Annotated in this window: 10 protein-coding genes; 7 read left to right on the top strand and 3 right to left on the bottom strand. The window is 31.6% G+C overall.

The features are described 5' to 3' along the window. Positions 1-14: 14 nt before the first annotated feature. The 3 genes from HGB55_RS01445 to HGB55_RS01435 are packed head-to-tail and all read right to left on the bottom strand — an operon-like array spanning position 15 to position 5,711. Positions 15-1,187, bottom strand: coding sequence for a SusE domain-containing protein (locus HGB55_RS01445; protein WP_168813927.1), 1,173 nt, complete (start codon positions 1,185-1,187; stop codon positions 15-17). An 18-nt stretch (positions 1,188-1,205) separates the two neighbouring features. Then, positions 1,206-2,711 (bottom strand): RagB/SusD family nutrient uptake outer membrane protein, encoded by a 1,506-nt coding sequence (locus HGB55_RS01440; protein WP_168813925.1) that lies wholly within the window; start codon positions 2,709-2,711, stop codon positions 1,206-1,208. Positions 2,712-2,723: 12 nt separating this feature from the next. Further along, positions 2,724-5,711, bottom strand: coding sequence for a TonB-dependent receptor (locus HGB55_RS01435; RefSeq protein WP_168813923.1), 2,988 nt, complete (start codon positions 5,709-5,711; stop codon positions 2,724-2,726). A 318-nt stretch (positions 5,712-6,029) separates the two neighbouring features. On the opposite strand from HGB55_RS01435, the gene HGB55_RS01430 reads away from it, so the two are divergent. The 7 genes from HGB55_RS01430 to HGB55_RS01400 all read left to right on the top strand — a co-directional run bounded on the left by HGB55_RS01430 (position 6,030) and on the right by HGB55_RS01400 (position 17,520). Continuing rightward, complete coding sequence (locus HGB55_RS01430; protein WP_168813921.1) at positions 6,030-7,052, top strand: LacI family DNA-binding transcriptional regulator; 1,023 nt, start codon at positions 6,030-6,032, stop codon at positions 7,050-7,052. Positions 7,053-7,189: 137 nt separating this feature from the next. Then, positions 7,190-8,530, top strand: a complete 1,341-nt coding sequence (locus HGB55_RS01425; protein ID WP_168813919.1) for an MFS transporter — start codon at positions 7,190-7,192, stop codon at positions 8,528-8,530. Further along, positions 8,531-9,187, top strand: coding sequence for a beta-phosphoglucomutase (gene pgmB, locus HGB55_RS01420; protein WP_168813917.1), 657 nt, complete (start codon positions 8,531-8,533; stop codon positions 9,185-9,187). Between the two features lie 7 nt (positions 9,188-9,194). After that, positions 9,195-11,501 carry a glycoside hydrolase family 65 protein gene (locus HGB55_RS01415; RefSeq protein ID WP_168813915.1) on the top strand — a complete coding sequence of 769 codons (2,307 nt, stop codon included), beginning with the start codon at positions 9,195-9,197 and terminating at the stop codon, positions 11,499-11,501. 107 nt (positions 11,502-11,608) lie between these two features. Next, the gene (locus HGB55_RS01410; RefSeq protein WP_168813913.1) at positions 11,609-13,468 is read left to right on the top strand and encodes a glycoside hydrolase family 13 protein; all 1,860 of its coding nucleotides are present in this window, start codon (positions 11,609-11,611) and stop codon (positions 13,466-13,468) included. Positions 13,469-13,471: 3 nt separating this feature from the next. Further along, positions 13,472-15,853, top strand: coding sequence for a TIM-barrel domain-containing protein (locus tag HGB55_RS01405; protein ID WP_168813911.1), 2,382 nt, complete (start codon positions 13,472-13,474; stop codon positions 15,851-15,853). Continuing rightward, entirely contained in the window at positions 15,850-17,520 is a 1,671-nt protein-coding gene (locus tag HGB55_RS01400) for an alpha-amylase family glycosyl hydrolase (protein WP_168813909.1), read from the top strand. Before HGB55_RS01405 ends, HGB55_RS01400 begins: the two co-directional genes overlap by 4 nt. Positions 17,521-17,522: the final 2 nt, after the last annotated feature.

Here is a 17,522-nt window from a genome sequence, read left to right as displayed (position 1 = left end):
TTTTGTTTTAAACGTTATACTCCTGATACTTCTGCAGTTCCATTAACATTAATTTTTAATGTTAGTGTCGCATTTCCCGCACTAACAGCAAAATTTGAAGCAGCTGGGTTATAAGTAACCATAGGATCACTAACACCTACATTAAATGCCCATTCATCTCCGTAAACTTCATCACCTATATTTTTAGAACGGAATTTAATTTCTCCATCTGTTAAGGCGATATCTATAGTCCAAGAGTTTGAATTGAAATCGTATGTCATTGCAGTTTCTCCATCCCATGCATTGGGTGTAGCACTACCAATAACACCCCATTGCATTTTCACTAACTTGTATGTTAAGTTATCTAAATCTACTTGCACATAATATTGACCTTCTTCCGGTATTTCGATATTTCCACTATCACTTCCGTCCATTAAGTTGCCATCTTGTGCACCATCTATAACACCATAATTGCCTACAATATCATCCCAGCCCACTTGGTTAGAGATAAATTTAAAGATATCTCCAGATGTTCCTTTTACATAAGCTTCAAAAACTTTAGTCGTTCCATCTCCAATATATCTCATTTCTAGGGCTTGTTCAGGTGTCCATGAGCTTACTCCATAATAAGATTGTATAGATCCAACCAAGAATAATTCTGGTTCAATAACTACAATTTCCTCATATGCATTTACATATATTGAAATTGGTTCTGAGTAGGTTTTGTCGCCAGAAACATCTGCTTTACTAATAACTCTCACCTCAAATTCTGTAGCTACTGAAAAGTTAACAGCTAAAGCAGAACCTGAAGTTACAAGATATGTATTAATTTGATTTACAGCCAAATTTAAGTCGCCATTAGTTATGTCTAAAGATGTTTCGGTTGATCCTCCACTATCTAAAGGAATGTATGCTGCATTTTTAAAATTATTTCCTTGAATATCCATTTCAAGAAAATAAAGTATAGTGCCATTATAATTACTTGTTACGGGTGACCATGAGAAAGTTGTGGCAACTTCTTCTTCATTACCTACAAAAGTTTCTGTGGTTTCTGTAATTTCAAAGTCTAGTACTTCTGGTGTATTTAGTACCGCTATTCCTTCAACAGTTTCTGAAGGCATGATGTTTATATCTGCATCATCGTCATCTTCACAAGACCAAATACTTATAGATAAAAGTAATACTAGTATAAATTTTATATTTTTCATTTTAATACGATTTTTAAATTAGTATCCTGAGTTTTGAGGTAACAAGTTATCATTTGCATTGATAGCAAATTGTGGTACGGGGAAAATATTTCTTGTAGGTGCAGAAGGGTTTTTAAAGTCCCATTCTTTGTTAAATTCACCAAATCGAATTAAATCCTGTCTTCTGTAACCTTGCCATAGGAGTTCTCTTCCACGCTCATCTAAAATATCATTTAGTGAATAATTACCGGTAATAGGTGCATTAGCTCTTTGCTTAATTTGATTAACAAGCGCATCACCATTTTGCCCTAAACGGACCATAGCTTCTGCTTTAGTTAATATAATGTCTGGTAAACTGAAGATAGCAAAATCATTGCTTAAGTTCCCTTTGGCACCTTCTTTAATTTCCCATTTAGCAACTCTTACTCCAGAATTACGAATTTCGTTCATACTGTATGTATTAGCATCTATTAATAATGCAGGTATTTCAGGTGTTAAAATTAAATTTACCCCAGCTACGTCATCAAAAATTTCACTACCATCTTTTGCATACTGTTGCCCTACCAAAAGCCCTTCTGTTCTTAAATCTGAACTTTCAAATAAATTATAAGTGCTTTCTAATATTGCAAAACCATTCCACGGTTGAACACTTATATTGAATGTTTGTTGATTCAGGTAATGTAATGTTCTCATATGGAAATTAAATCCTGTAAACTTATCTTCGTCATAAGCAATTGTATATATATTTTCTTTGGAAGCACCATTATCTGTTTTAAAAGCATCTAAAGGATTTACCTCTAATTCATACCCTAAACCAATTACATTATTACAAGCATCAATTGTTTCAGCCCACATAGGTGTACCTGTATATACTTCAGCATTAAGATACAATTTTGCTAATAGCGCATAAGCTGTTCCTTGGTTTATAGAACTTGATGCCACTCCTGGTGTTGGAGTTGGTAATTTGTCTATATTATCTAAAATATCTTGAACTATAGTGTTAAACACTTCTGCTCTAGGTGTTCTACTTGGAAACTCATTAGCTCCAGTAAAAGTTCTTGGGAACGGTACAGCTCCATAATTGTCTATTGCTAAATAATAGTAATAAGCTCTTGCAACAATTGTTTGTGCTAAAACAGTTGCAACTTCCTCATTATCAGCATTTACTTCTAATAATTCTATTGCTCTGTTAGCTCTAGGTACAGCATCATAAATTAATCCCCATAATTGATTAACAGCTTCGGTGGTATTTCCCCATGTATGATTGTGAAGTACACGCCATTTACCACCATCATCCCAGTCAGATCCTCTGGTAGGAGCTACTGCTTCATCACTGGTTACTTCTTGAAGAAACCACCAACCGCCACCATCTAGCATACTTTGAGTTTTAGTAAAAACCGGATTAGCAACACGTATAGCTTGTTCAGAATTTTCAGGATATTCATCTCCCGGAATAAAATCTGAAACATCACTTTCTAAATCAGTACAATTGTAAAGCGTAAAACTTACAACAAGTACTACTATAATTTTATATATGTATTTCATTTCTTTAAATTATTATAATTCAACGTTTAAACCGAATGTAATTGTACGTGTTTTTGGATAAATATTGTATTGATCTATACCAAAATAGATTTCTCCTTTATCTCTGTCTCCACCACTATAGTTAACTTCTGGGTCAATGCCATCATAATTTGTTAAAGTGAAAACATTGTTTATTGAAGCATATACTCTTAATTTGCTTATACCTTTAACTAAAGTTTTAGGGAAAGTATATCCTAAGTTAACATTATCTAATTTCAGGTAACTTCCATCTTCAACATAATAACTCAAAGATTGGTATGCACCTCCTACATAGCCATCTAAATCTAGAGCTTCATCAAGTACATTTCTTTGAGTAATATAATCAGGATTACCAAACACTTGTTTTGTGGCATTATAAATGTCGTGCCCAATTACTGCTCTAAATGACATACTTAAATCCCAATCTTTATAAGTAAAATTATTACTCCATCCTAATTCAAAATCAGGTAAAGCATTTCCAATCGGTTTTTTATGTTCATCAGATTGAGAAACATCATCTAAGTAGTAAATTTCATTATCGGTACCTTTAATCATCCATTTTCCATCGCTTACTCCTGCATATTCAAAACCATAAAAAGTTCCTAAATCATGTTTAGGGAGCATACGTTGGGTAGCAACACCAACAATACCTGGAGCAGAAATATATCCTACATCTCTGTAATCTAAATCATATTTACCACCGTCAAGAGATTTAATTTCCATACTGTTTGTGGAATAAGTGAATGTAGTATTCCATTTAAAATTACCAGTATTAAATATTTTTCCCATTAATGTTGCTTCAAAACCTGTGTTTTCCATTTCACCACCATTATAATACACTTTTCCTGAATAATTTGTTTCAGTTGGAACATCATAAACAGATAGCATGTCTGAAATTTGTTTAGAATAATATTCTACAGAACCTGAAATACGGTTGTCAAATAATCCAAAATCTAAACCTATGTTGATTTCTTCATTTTCATCCCATTTTAAATCAGGGTTACCATTATTGTAATAATCTAAATTTACAATAGGATTTCCTGTTTCCGGGTCAATTGATGTTCCAGAAGGTCCTACTCTTAGTTGATATAAATAGCTATCAATATTACTATTACCGGAAAGCCCCCAACTGGCTCTTAATTTTAAAAGGTTAATTGTATTGTTCTCTACTAAAAAGTTTTCATTAGCCATATTCCAAGCTACTTGTACTGAAGGAAACCAACCCCAGTCTTCATTACGACCAAAAACAGATGATCCATCTCTACGAATCATAGCTGTTAAATAATATTTAGAATCATAATCATACATTATACGTCCAAAATAACCGATATCAGTTCTTTCACCTTTGTATGACTCAATATCTCCTAATTGAATATTTTCAAAATTTTGAAGTTTATCTGCTCCAAGAGAATTTGAAATAGGTTCTCTACCTTCAGCAAGGAAACCATCCCAATCCTGTTTTCTATAGGAATAACCAGCTAAGGCAGTAAGGTTGTGCACATCATTAAATGTTTTTTTGTAAGTTAATGTTCCTTCAAGCATAGATTGCGCCCAGTTATCATAAGCTCTTTTACCATATCCAGCTCTAATAAGCGTGTTTTGAGTTCCTATTGTATTGCTATATTTAGGTTCAAAATAAGTTGATTCACTGTCATTTCTTAAGTAACTTAAGTTTAAGGCTCCTGTTAAACCTTCTATAAATGTATAATTCAACCCTAAGTTAGCTGTATATTTTTTAGCATCTCTTTCATTTTGAATTTGATCTAAACTAGCTACCGGATTGTAATAGTTATATACTCTGGCAGTTTCAAAATAACTACCATCGGCATTATAAATAGGATCGGTTGGTAATCTTTGAAAAGATTGGAATAAAGCATCAGTAGCTTCATTACTACCATAATTAATATAATCATTTTCTTCAATAGTACCAGACAAACCCATAGTAATTTTTAGTTTGTCATCAAATGTTTTTTGGGTTAAATCAATTCTTGCTGTAGTACGGTTTTTATTTGATCCATCAATAACGCCTTCAAAATCTGTATTTGTAATTGAAGCTCTATAAGTATTTGTATCAGATCCTCCAGAGATTGCAAAGTTATTATTTAAGGTAACACCTGTTCTATATACTTCATCCTGCCAATCAATATTTCCACCTGCATCAGAAAAATCACTGTATTTATCTTGGTTTTCATTTATATAAGCTCTATAGCTTTTAGCAGATTGAAGATCTAAATCATTTGCAACATCATCTATCGCAACATAAGTGTTATATTCAATTTTTGCAACACCTTCTTTTCCTGATTTTGTGGTAACAAAGACAACACCATTTGCACCATCAGCACCATAAATAGCTGTTGAGGCAGCGTCTTTTAAAATATCAAAAGCTATAATATCTTCGGGAGCAATTGTTGTAATATCAACTCCTCTAACACCATTAACTACATATAAAGGGTCACCTCCAGCAGCAAAACCAGCAGCACCTCTAATTCTTACATTAAAACCAGCATTAGGGTCACCACCTTGTTTAGTTATACTAACCCCGGCAGCTTTACCTTGAAGTGCTTGTATTGGATCAACTAAAGTACCTTGATTTAAATCAGCAGCTGAAACTTTAACAGCAGCTCCTGTTTTATCCTTTTTCTTTACTTCACCATACCCAACAATAACTACTTCTTCAAGCGTTTCTAAACTTTCTTGTAAAACAACATTAATTGTTGTTGAAGATGATACAGTAATTTCTTGAGTTTTAAACCCAATATAAGAGAACACCAGCACATCCCCTTTTTTGACATTTTCTAACGTATAATTTCCGTCAAAATCAGTCGAAGTACCTCTTGTAGTTCCTTTAATTATAATGTCAACTCCAGGTAGTGTAGAACCACTTGTTGCATCTGTTACGGTACCTTGAATAGTTTGCTGTGCAAACATAAATAAAGGGAACAGAAGTGTGACATTAAACAATAAAAATTTAAAATTTTTCATCTATTTTAAGTTAATTAATAATTAAGGTTTTTAAATAATTTTACTATTTTACTCATTTCACTCTGTGAAGATAATAAGTTAACGATTAGTTAACAATGATACAAGTCACTTTTTAACTTTCGAAAACGTTTTCGTGTTTATAACTTTTTTACTCAAACGTTAGAGTTTATCAACTTTTTTTTGCAATTTTTTTGATTATTCTCAAAATAAGCCTCTTATTTTATATTTATAATGAAAAATGGCAATATTGTTTTTTTGAATTTCGTATATTTAATATATAGTTTATATTTGTATTTGAGTATATTTTAGACCGATTATATGAAGCCAAGAATTACATTAAAAAATATAGCTAAGGAGTTTGGAGTGTCAATTTCAACAGTGTCTAAAGCATTGAAAGGTAGCCACGAAATTAGTGAAGAAACCAGAGAGAGAATTCAAGCATATGCAGATTATTATAATTACAAACCAAATAGTTTAGCGTTACAACTTCGCAGCCAAAAAACTTCGGTAATTGGAGTGATAATTCCGGAGATTGTGCATCACTTTTTTTCTACAGTAATTAATGGTATTGAACAGTATGCTAATGAAAGAGGTTATAATGTAATGATTTGTTTGTCAAATGAATCGTATGAAAAAGAAGTTTCAAATATTAGTATGCTTACCAATGGTAGTGTAGATGGTTTAATTGTATCAATTGCAAGAGAGACACAAGAAAATCAAATTTATAAACATTTTGATGCGCTTATTAAAGATGATTTTCCTCTAGTTTTATTTGACAGAGTAGTTGATTCAATTAAATGTGATAAAGTTATTATTGATGATATTGGAGGTGCTATTAAAGCGACAGATCACTTAATTGAAATTGGTTCTAAACGTATAGCGTTACTAACCACGCAAGATTATATTTCGGTAGGTTCATTGCGTAAAGAGGGTTATATAAAATCATTAATTAAAAATGGAATTAAAGTTGATGAAAATTTAATTTATAAAATTGATGATAAAAGAGATTTGTATGAACAAATTAAAAAAGTTATTAATGTAAAAAATCCGCCTGATGCTATTTTAGCCGTAAATGAAATATATGCAGCAATAGCTTCAAAAATTTCAAAAGAAAGAGGACTTGTTATACCTAATGATATTGCAATTATTGGATTTACCAGCGGTCTAATATCAGAATTTACTTCACCATCATTAACATCTGTAATGCAACATGGTGCTTTAATGGGAAAACAAGCTGCCGAGTTATTAATAAATAGAATAGAGCATAAAGGTGTGGATGAAGATTACCAAAAAGAGGTGATTTCTCCAAACTTAAAAATTAGAGAATCTACAAAAAGATAACTTTTAAATTACTGATTTAGTATAATTTTGTATATTTGCACCGTAAAAGCAATTTTACAATTACTATTTTTCACACTTCACACCAAGCAATTAAGGTTAATCAGCCTTAAATTGTATTAATTTTAATATTGACATTTATGGAAAAACGGAAACTAGGTTTCTGGGAAATCTGGAATATGAGTTTCGGTTTCTTGGGAATTCAAATGGGTTTTGCATTGCAAAATGCCAACGCTAGTAGAATATTACAAATTTTTGGTGCAGATGTACACGAATTATCTTGGTTTTGGATAGTAGCTCCTTTAACAGGTTTAATTATTCAGCCAATTATTGGATATTATAGCGATAGAACTTGGACAAAATTGGGTAGAAGGCGCCCATACTTTTTAGTAGGAGCATTATTAGCTTCTGTAGGGTTGGTTTTAATGCCTAATGCTGATATGTTTACAGCATTTTTACCTTCATTATGGGTTGGTGCAGGAATGCTTATGATAATGGATGCTTCTTTTAATGTAGCAATGGAACCATTTAGAGCTTTGGTGGCTGATATTTTACCTTCAGATCAAAGAACGCTTGGTTTTAGTATACAAACTGTATTAATTGGAGTGGGAGCCGTGGTAGGTTCTTGGTTACCTTACGTATTAACAAACTGGTTTGGGGTTTTAAACGATGCTAAGCCGGGTGAAGTACCTCTAAATTTATTGCTTTCTTTTGTAATTGGTGCTGCTGTATTAGTTATTAGTATTTTAATAACGGTATTTAGCACTAAAGAATATACTCCTGAGGAAATGGCTCAGTTTAGTGTTGATGAAGATGAGGTTGTAGAAGAAGAATCTAGTTTATTAGATATTTTCACCGATTTTAAAAAGATGCCTTTAACAATGAAACAATTGAGCTTTGTTCAATTCTTTTCATGGTTTGGTTTATTTGGTTTATGGGTTTTTGCAACTCCGGCTATTGCACATCATATTTATGGACTGGGATTAGATGACCACGGCAAAGCTTATCAAAACGCAGGTGATTGGGTAGGTATTTTATTTGGTGTTTATAATGCAGTTTCAGCTGTTTTTGCATTCTTTTTACCGGCAATCGCTAAAAAAATTGGGAGGAAAAAAACACATGCAATTTCGTTAGTTATTGGTGGTCTAGGACTAATCTCAATTTATTTTATGCCAAACGAAGATTGGTTAATTCTTTCTATGATTGGTGTGGGTATAGCTTGGGCTAGTATTTTGGCAATGCCTTATGCAATTTTAGCAGGTTCAATACCAGCCAAAAAAATGGGTGTTTATATGGGAATTTTTAACTTTTTTATAGTCCTTCCTCAGATTGTAAACGCTTTAATTGGAGGTCCAATTGTAAAATATGTTTATGGGGGTAATCCAATATATGCATTAATTATTAGTGGTGTTTCGTTTTTAATTGCAGCAATTTTAGTGTCAAGAGTAAAAGATGTTGATGATGTAATAACAGATAATTAAATGAAAAAAGAGATAGCATTTATATTTGATTTAGATGGTGTAATAGTTGATACAGCAAAATATCACTATTTAGCATGGAAAAATTTAGCAAATTCTTTAGGATTTGATTTTACAGAAAAAAATAATGAACTTTTAAAAGGTGTAAGTAGAGTAAAATCGTTAGAAATTTTGTTAAATATTGGTAATGTTCAATTATCAGAAGAAAAAAAACAAACCCTTTTAGTTCAAAAAAATACTGAATACTTAGGGTATGTTAATAAAATGACTTCTGATGAAATATTACCGGGAGTTAATGAACTTTTAAACTTTTTAGATACCAATAACATAAAATACGCATTGGGTTCAGCAAGTAAAAACGCACCATTAATTTTAGAAAAAGTTGGGTTGTTAAACCGCTTTTCGGCTATTGTTGATGGTAACGATGTTTCAAAAGCAAAACCTGATCCTGAAGTGTTTTTAATAGGAGCAAAAAAGTTACATATAAAACCGGAAAATTGCGTTGTTTTTGAAGATGCAATTGCAGGTATAGAAGCAGCAAACAGAGCAAATATGATAAGTGTTGGAATTGGCGAAAAAGAAGTATTAGGAGAAGCAACATTTGTATTTGAGAATATGGCTGTTATAACTACTGATTTTTTAAAAAATCTAATTAATTAAGAAAGAGATGAACAAGAATTATATTATTCCTAATGAATGGTCTATTGTGGAAGAAGGCTTTGATAAAAAAAATGTTGAAGCCTCAGAAAGTCTATTTAGTATAGGTAACGGATCAATGGGACAAAGAGCCAATTTTGAAGAAGATTATTCAGGAGATACCTTTCAAGGAAGTTATATTGGAGGTATTTATTATCCTGATAAAACAAGAGTTGGCTGGTGGAAAAATGGTTATCCGGAATATTTTGCAAAAGTGTTAAATGCACCAAATTGGATTGGTATTCATATACAAATAAATAATACCAAATTAGATTTAAATACGTGCGAGGTTTCAGATTTTAAAAGAGAGTTAAACATGAAAGAAGGATGGCTAAGTCGTTCTTTTAAAGCAAAACTTCAAACTGGTGAAGAAATCCAAGTTAGTACAAAGCGTTTTATAAGTGTAAAATACAACGAAGTTGGAGCTATAAAATACAATATTAAAGCATTGAACTTTTCAGGAGACATTATTTTTTCACCTTATATTGATGCCGGTATCGAAAATGAAGACTCTAATTACAATGAATATTTTTGGAAAACCTTAAAAATACTTGAAGGAACTAATGAAGGAAGTATTTTAGCTAAAACACTTAAAACCGAATTTAATGTTGGTACAGCAATGAAAGTAGATTTTGCTGTAAACAATAACATAATTGAAACAACACAACAAAATATTATTGCAGAGAAATCTCTAACATACACCTATAAAATTAATGTACAAGAAGGAGATACTGCAACAATTTATAAATATGGCAGCTACGTTAGTTCTTTAAATTATGAGAATGAAGAATTAATTGAGGCTTCATTAAAAAATGTACAAGAAGCTAAAGAGTTAGGTTTTGAATACTTGCTGGAAGCACAAATCAAATCTTGGGAAGAGATATGGAAAACTGCCGATATTATTATTGAGGGTGATGTAAAAGCTCAACAAGGAATCCGATTTAATATTTTCCAATTAAATCAAACTTATATGGGTACCGATGCTCGTTTAAATATTGGACCTAAAGGTTTTACTGGTGAAAAGTATGGAGGAAGTACTTATTGGGATACTGAGGCATATTGTATTCCGTTTTATATGGCAACCAAAGATGCAAGTGTAGCAAAAAATTTATTGATATATCGTTACAACCAACTTGATAAAGCTATTGAAAATGCAGAAAAGCTTGGTTTTAAAAACGGAGCAGCATTGTATCCAATGGTTACAATGAACGGTGAAGAATGTCATAACGAATGGGAAATTACTTTTGAAGAAATTCATAGAAATGGAGCAATGGTTTATGGTATTTACAATTATGTAAACTATACCCAAGATTTTGAGTACGTTTCTCAATATGGTTTAGAAGTAATGATTGCAATTGCTCGTTTTTGGCATCAAAGAGCTAACTTTTCTAAAATCAAAAACAAATTTGTAATTTTAGGAGTTACCGGTCCAAACGAGTATGAAAACAATGTGAATAACAACTTTTATACCAACTATTTGGCAAAATGGTGTATTGAATATGCTGTAGATTGTTTAAATAAGGTAAAACATAATTACCCGGAAGATTTTAAACGAATAGTAGCTAAAACCAATTTATCGGGAGAAGAAACGTATAAATGGTTAAAAGTAGCAGAACACATGTATTTTCCATATAGCGAAGAAAATAATGTGTATTTACAACAAGACGGATTTTTAGATAAAGAAATAATTCCTGTAGATGAATTACCAAAATCTGAACGTCCAATCAATCAAAAATGGTCTTGGGACAGAATTTTACGTTCGTGTTATATAAAACAAGCCGATGTATTACAAGGCATGTTCTTTTTTGAAGATAAATTTAGCAGTGAAGAATTAGAACGTCATTTTGATTTTTACGAGCCATTAACAGTTCACGAATCTTCATTATCGCCTTGTGTTCACTCAATTTTAGCTGCATCTATTGATAGAATGCCTAAAGCATACGAACAATATTTACGTACAGCGCGCTTAGATTTAGATGATTATAATTGCGAAGTACATGAAGGATGTCATATTACAAGTATGGCAGGTACGTGGATGTCAATAGTTCAAGGATTTGGAGGAATGCGTGTTTGGGAAAATGGCAAATTAACATTTAACCCTCAAATTCCAAAAGAATGGAAATCATATTCGTTTACCATAAATTTCAGAGGAAATATTATTAAAGTTTATAAGAGTCAGACAGAATGTAAATTTTATAATGAATCCGGTAATGAAATTAAAATGATGGTGCATGATACGGAGATTTCAATTCCTTCAAAACAATTAGTTACAGTTTAATAACTATGAAATAAATTCAAACAAAAACTAATCAGTTTAACATAAGTTAAAGATTAGTTTTTGTTTTCTTAGTAACATCTGACATTATAAATCATTAAATTTAACAGATGAAAAATACATATTTACTAATTGTAATGTTTTTTTGTATTTCAATAAATGCTCAAAACATACAAAGAGTAGAACCGCCATTTTGGTGGACAGGAATGAACCATAATCAATTAGAATTAATGGTTTATGGTAAAGACATTGCTCAATACAAACCAACATTAGATACTGATAATATAAAGTTAGTTGGTGTAAAAAAAACAAATAACAAAAATTATATATTCTTAAATTTAGATTTAGCAGAAGCTAATTCAGGTATATTTAAAATTACTTTTTCTAAAAAAGGAAAAAAAACGTTATCAATTGATTATGAATTAAAAGAAAGAATCCAAAACTCTAAAAATAGAGAAGGATTTAATAGTTCTGATGTGATTTATTTAATAACACCCGATCGTTTTTCAAATGCAAATGAAGCAAATGATGTTGTAAAAGGATTGAGAGAAAAATCAATCAACAGAAAAGATGATTATGAAAGGCATGGTGGTGATTTACAAGGTATTATAAATCATGTAGATTATATACAAGAAATGGGCTTTACAGCCATTTGGCCTTGTCCGGTATTAATTAATGATATGCCTCATCAATCTTATCACGGATATGCAATGACCGATTTTTACCAAGTTGATCCACGATTTGGAACCTTAGAAACTTATATTGAACTAGGTAGAAAAGCTAAAGAGAAAGGACTAAAACTAATTATGGATCAGGTTGCCAATCATATAGGAAGTGAACATTGGTGGATGAAAGATTTACCAAGCGAAGATTGGGTTAATTTTGAAACAGAATACTTGAATGACAGTATAGTTACAACAAACCACAGAAGAACTACAAATCAAGATTTTTATGCTTCTGCCAGCGATAAAAAATTAATGAACGGAGGCTGGTTTGCTTCTGCTATGCCCGATTTAAATCAGAAAAATCCTTTATTGGCAACATATTTAATTCAAAACAGTATTTGGTGGATTGAGGAATTGGATTTAGGAGGAATCAGACAAGATACATATCCTTATCCTGACAAAGAGTTTATGAGCAAATGGGCAGGTGCCATTACCAATGAATACCCAAATTTTAGTATTGTAGGTGAAGAATGGAGTTATAATCCGCTATTGGTTGGTTATTGGCAAAAAGGTGCTAAAAATAAAGATGGATATCAATCTAATTTAACTTCTTCAATGGATTTTCCAATGCAAAAAGCAATTGTTGATGCATTAAATGAAGAAGAAAATTGGAGTAGTGGTTTGGTAAAAATGTATGAAGGATTGGCAAACGATTTTAACTATGCTAATCCAAGTAAAATTATGATTTTCCCTGATAATCACGATATGAGTAGAATTTATACTCAATTAAATGAAGATGTTACTAAAACCAAAATGGCTTTAAGTTATATTTTAGTGTTGCCAAGAATTCCGCAAATTTATTACGGTACCGAAATTTTAATGAATGATACCGCAAAACCGGGAGATCACGGTTTAATTAGAACCGATTTTCCCGGAGGATGGAAAGGTGATGTTACAAATGCTTTTTCAGGAAAAGGATTGACCTCGGAACAGTTAGAAATGCAATCATTTTTAAAGAAAGTATTGAATTACCGAAAAAACAGCGAAGCAATTCATAGTGGTAAAACCATACATTTTGCTCCTGAAAACGGAATTTATGTGTTGTTTAGAATTCAAAATGACGAAATAGTTACCGTAATTCTTAATAAAAATAATGAAGCAGTTCAATTAAATCTTAACAGGTTTGATGAAATTGGACTAAAAGGTAAAAAAGTGAGAAATATAGTAACAGACGAAGTTTTTGAGTGGGATAATGTTCTGAATATCAATTCAGAAGGAAGCTTGTTGTTAACAACAAAAATATAATTGATGAAATATTTTAAAACACATCTTGTTCTCTTTTTATTGATTTTTTCGTTTTTAAATGCGCAAAATTCCCAAAGAGAATTTATAAAATACGCCAAAAATGCTTCGTATGTTGAAATTTTTACCAACGATGGTTTGTATCGTATTCAACCATATTCAACTAAAATTATTGAGACTTCATTTATACCAAAAGGCGAAACGTATAATCCTGAATCTCATGCTGTTGTTTTACAACCAAATGCAGTTAAATATTCTCTTGAAGAACAAGAAAATCAATTGGTATTAAAAACCAAAGGTTTAACGGTGAACATCATTAAAAAGCCTTTTCAAATTTCATATTATTACAATAACAAATTTTTAATTTCTGAAAGAAATGGGTATGAAAAAACAACTGATTTTGAGGTGATTGATTTCAATTTAACCAAAAATGAAGTGTTGTATGGTGGTGGTGCCCGTGCTTTAGGAATGAACCGAAGAGGTTATAAATTGCAATTGTACAATCGTGCGCATTATGGTTACGAAACGCATTCGGAATTAATGAATTTCACTATGCCATTGGTTTATTCGTCCAATTTGTACGCTATTCATTTTGACAATGCTCCCATTGGTTATTTGGATTTAGACAGTAAAAAAGACAATTCCTTACAATATCAAACCATTAGTGGACGAAAAATATATCAAGTTATAACTGGTGATAATTGGGAAGATTTAATTAATAATTATACCAATTTAACAGGCAAACAACCTATGATTCCGCGTTGGGCTTTGGGTAATTTTTCGAGCCGTTTTGGATATCATTCACAAGAAGAAATGGTAAATACTGTCAGTAAATTTTTTGAAGAAGAAATTCCTGTTGATGCTGTTATTTTGGACTTGTATTGGTTTGGAAAAGATATAAAAGGAACTATGGGAAATTTAGAATTTGATAAAGATTCGTTTCCAAATCCTAAAAAAATGATAGCTGATTTAAAAGCAAAAGGAGTAAAAACAATATTGGTAACAGAACCATTTATTTTAACAACTTCAAATAGATGGGATGAAGCTGTTGAAAAAGATATTTTAGGAAAAACGAAAGAAGGTAAGCCTTATACGTACGATTTTTACTTTGGAAATACAGGAATTATTGACATTTTTAAGCCTGAAGGAAAAGAATGGTTTTGGGATATTTATAAAAAATATGCCAATTATGGTGTTGAAGGTTGGTGGGGCGATTTAGGAGAGCCGGAAGTTCATCCTTCAGATTTACTACACGCAACAGGAACTGCCGATGAAGTTCATAATATTTACGGGCACAATTGGGCTAAACTTATTTTTGAAGGCTACAAAGAAGAATTCCCTAACCAACGTCCGTTTATTTTAATGCGTGCCGGATATTCGGGGTCACAACATTACGGTTTAATTCCGTGGTCAGGTGATGTAAACAGAACGTGGGGAGGTTTACAATCTCAGGTTGAAATTGCCTTACAAATGGGAATGCAAGGTTTAAGTTATATGCATTCCGATTTAGGTGGTTTCGCAGGTGCTAATTTAGATGACGAGTTATATACACGCTGGTTGCAATACGGTGTTTTTCAGCCAATTTACAGACCACATGCGCAAGAAGAAGTTGCTTCTGAACCTGTTTTTAGAGAGCCTAAAACAAAGGCTTTAGCTAAAAAATCTATTGAATTGCGTTATAAATTGTTACCTTATAATTATACCTTGGTTTATAAAAACAATCAGTTTGGAGAACCTTTAATGAAACCATTATTTTTTGAAGATGAAACACCAAAAACGTTGGTAAACAATAAAACGTACTTATGGGGGAATAATTTTTTGGTAAGTCCGGTAGTGGAGTCAGGAAAAAAAGAACAAGAAGTTTATTTTCCGTCAGCGTTTAATTGGTTTGATTTTTATACCGATGAAAAAAATGAAGGCGGACAAACTAAAACGATTCAGTTAAAAGAAGAGAGTATTCCAACGTTTGTTCGTGGAGGAGCTTTTATTCCAATAATTCAACCTATTCAAACAACCGAAGAGTATAGTTTAAAATCATTTGATGTACATTTTTATTTTGATGATGAAATTAATAAAAGTAATGATTATTTGTACAATGATGATGGAAAAACACCGAATGCTTTTGAAAAAGGAATGTATGAAATCATTAATTTCAGCAGTAAACAAAAAGGAAATTGTTTAAAAATTAGCATCTCAGATCAATTAGGTAAAAACTTCATTTTTTCAGAAAAAAAGATTAATGTAATCATTCATAATATTACTGAAAAGCCTAAAAAAGTAGCAGGATATAATTTTGTATGGAATGAAGAGAATAAAACACTTGAAATAGCTGTTTTAATAGATAAACCAACATCAAAAAACATAAGAATAAAATTCCCTAAAAAATGAAAAAAATAATTTTTTTAGCCATAATATATAGTATAACTTTAAGTTGTAATCAAAAAAAACAGGACAGTACTATGGAAACTCAAAAAACGGATATTCCTTTTGTTTGGGAAGGAGCAAATATCTACTTTTTATTAACCGACAGGTTTAATAATGGTGATATTTCAAACGACTCTAATTTTAACAGAAAAGATGATGCTGCTACATTACGCGGTTTTGAAGGTGGAGATATTAAAGGAGTAACTCAAAAAATTGAAGAAGGTTATTTTAATAAATTGGGTGTTAATGCTATTTGGTTAACTCCAATTGTAGAGCAAATTCATGGCGAAGTAGATGAAGGAACAGGAGCAACTTATGGTTTTCATGGCTATTGGGCGAAAGATTGGACGGCTTTAGATCCTAATTTTGGTACTAAAGACGATTTGAGAAAACTTGTAGAAATTGCTCATAAAAACGGTATCAGAATTATTTTAGATGGTGTAATAAATCATACCGGTCCGGTAACCGACGAAGATAAAGTGTGGCCGGATAGTTGGGTAAGAACTGGTCCACAATGCAATTATGATTCGTACGAATCAACAATTACGTGTACACTCGTTAAAAATCTACCGGATATTAAAACCGAAAGCGATGAAAGTGTTGAACTTCCTAAACAGTTGGTAGAAAAATGGAAAGCTGAAGGAAGATACGAGCAGGAAGTAAAAGAATTAATTGAATTTTTTAACAGAACAGGATATCCAAAATCTCCACGTTTCTACATAATTAAATGGCTTGCCGATTATATCAGAGAATTTGGTATTGATGGTTATAGAGCTGATACTGTAAAACATACCGAAGAAAATGTATGGAGTGAATTTAAAAAAGAATGTGATTATGCTTTTGCTCAATGGAAAACAAATAATCCGGATAAAATTTTAGATGATAATAATTTCTATTTAGTTGGAGAAGTATATAACTATGGTATTGGAGGAGGTCAGAATTTTGATTTTGGCGATAGAAAAGTGAATTACTTTAAACACGGATTTAACAGTTTGATCAATTTTGAATTTAAATGGAATGCCGGACAAAATGATTATGAAGCTATTTTTTCTCGTTATTCTACTATTTTAAATAATGAGTTAAAAGATTACGGTGTTTTAAATTATCTAAGTTCACACGACGATGGAGATCCTTTTGATAAAGAAAGAACAAAGGTTTATGAAGCAGCAAATAAATTGTTATTAGCTCCCGGTACAGCACAAATTTATTATGGAGATGAATCAGCGAGACATTTAATTGTTGAAGGAGCTGTAGGGGATGCCAATTTACGTTCAAAAATGAATTGGGATGATATTGAAAACAATCAGCATATACAATCTGTTTTACAGCACTGGCAAAAAATAGGTTCATTCCGAAGAAATCATCCGTCAATAGGTGCAGGTATTCATAAAATGATAACCGCACAACCTTATGTTTTTCAAAGAACTTTTTCAAAAGAAAATTATAACGATGCAGTTGTAGTTGCTTTAAATATAAATGAAGGCGAAAAAGTAATCAACATAAACGGGATTTTTGAAGAAGGCATCATTTTAAATGATGCTTATTCGGGTACAGAAGCAATTGTTAAAGATGGTTTGGTAAAATTAAATACTGAGTTTTCAACAGTTTTATTAGAGGAAAAAAATAAATAATA

Source organism: Lutibacter sp. B1 (assembly GCF_012524075.1).
In the GTDB taxonomy this organism is placed as follows: domain Bacteria; phylum Bacteroidota; class Bacteroidia; order Flavobacteriales; family Flavobacteriaceae; genus Lutibacter.
This window is presented reverse-complemented; position numbering and strand designations above follow the sequence as displayed.

What these genes read in the sequence shown, in the direction of transcription:
- HGB55_RS01445 (WP_168813927.1), bottom strand. Translation starts at nt 1,187, where the DNA reads ATGAAAAATATAAAATTTATACTAGTATTACTTTTATCTATAAGTATT.
- HGB55_RS01440 (WP_168813925.1), bottom strand. Translation starts at nt 2,711, where the DNA reads ATGAAATACATATATAAAATTATAGTAGTACTTGTTGTAAGTTTTACG.
- HGB55_RS01435 (WP_168813923.1), bottom strand. Translation starts at nt 5,711, where the DNA reads ATGAAAAATTTTAAATTTTTATTGTTTAATGTCACACTTCTGTTCCCT.
- HGB55_RS01430 (WP_168813921.1), top strand. Translation starts at nt 6,030, where the DNA reads ATGAAGCCAAGAATTACATTAAAAAATATAGCTAAGGAGTTTGGAGTG.
- HGB55_RS01425 (WP_168813919.1), top strand. Translation starts at nt 7,190, where the DNA reads ATGGAAAAACGGAAACTAGGTTTCTGGGAAATCTGGAATATGAGTTTC.
- pgmB (WP_168813917.1), top strand. Translation starts at nt 8,531, where the DNA reads ATGAAAAAAGAGATAGCATTTATATTTGATTTAGATGGTGTAATAGTT.
- HGB55_RS01415 (WP_168813915.1), top strand. Translation starts at nt 9,195, where the DNA reads ATGAACAAGAATTATATTATTCCTAATGAATGGTCTATTGTGGAAGAA.
- HGB55_RS01410 (WP_168813913.1), top strand. Translation starts at nt 11,609, where the DNA reads ATGAAAAATACATATTTACTAATTGTAATGTTTTTTTGTATTTCAATA.
- HGB55_RS01405 (WP_168813911.1), top strand. Translation starts at nt 13,472, where the DNA reads ATGAAATATTTTAAAACACATCTTGTTCTCTTTTTATTGATTTTTTCG.
- HGB55_RS01400 (WP_168813909.1), top strand. Translation starts at nt 15,850, where the DNA reads ATGAAAAAAATAATTTTTTTAGCCATAATATATAGTATAACTTTAAGT.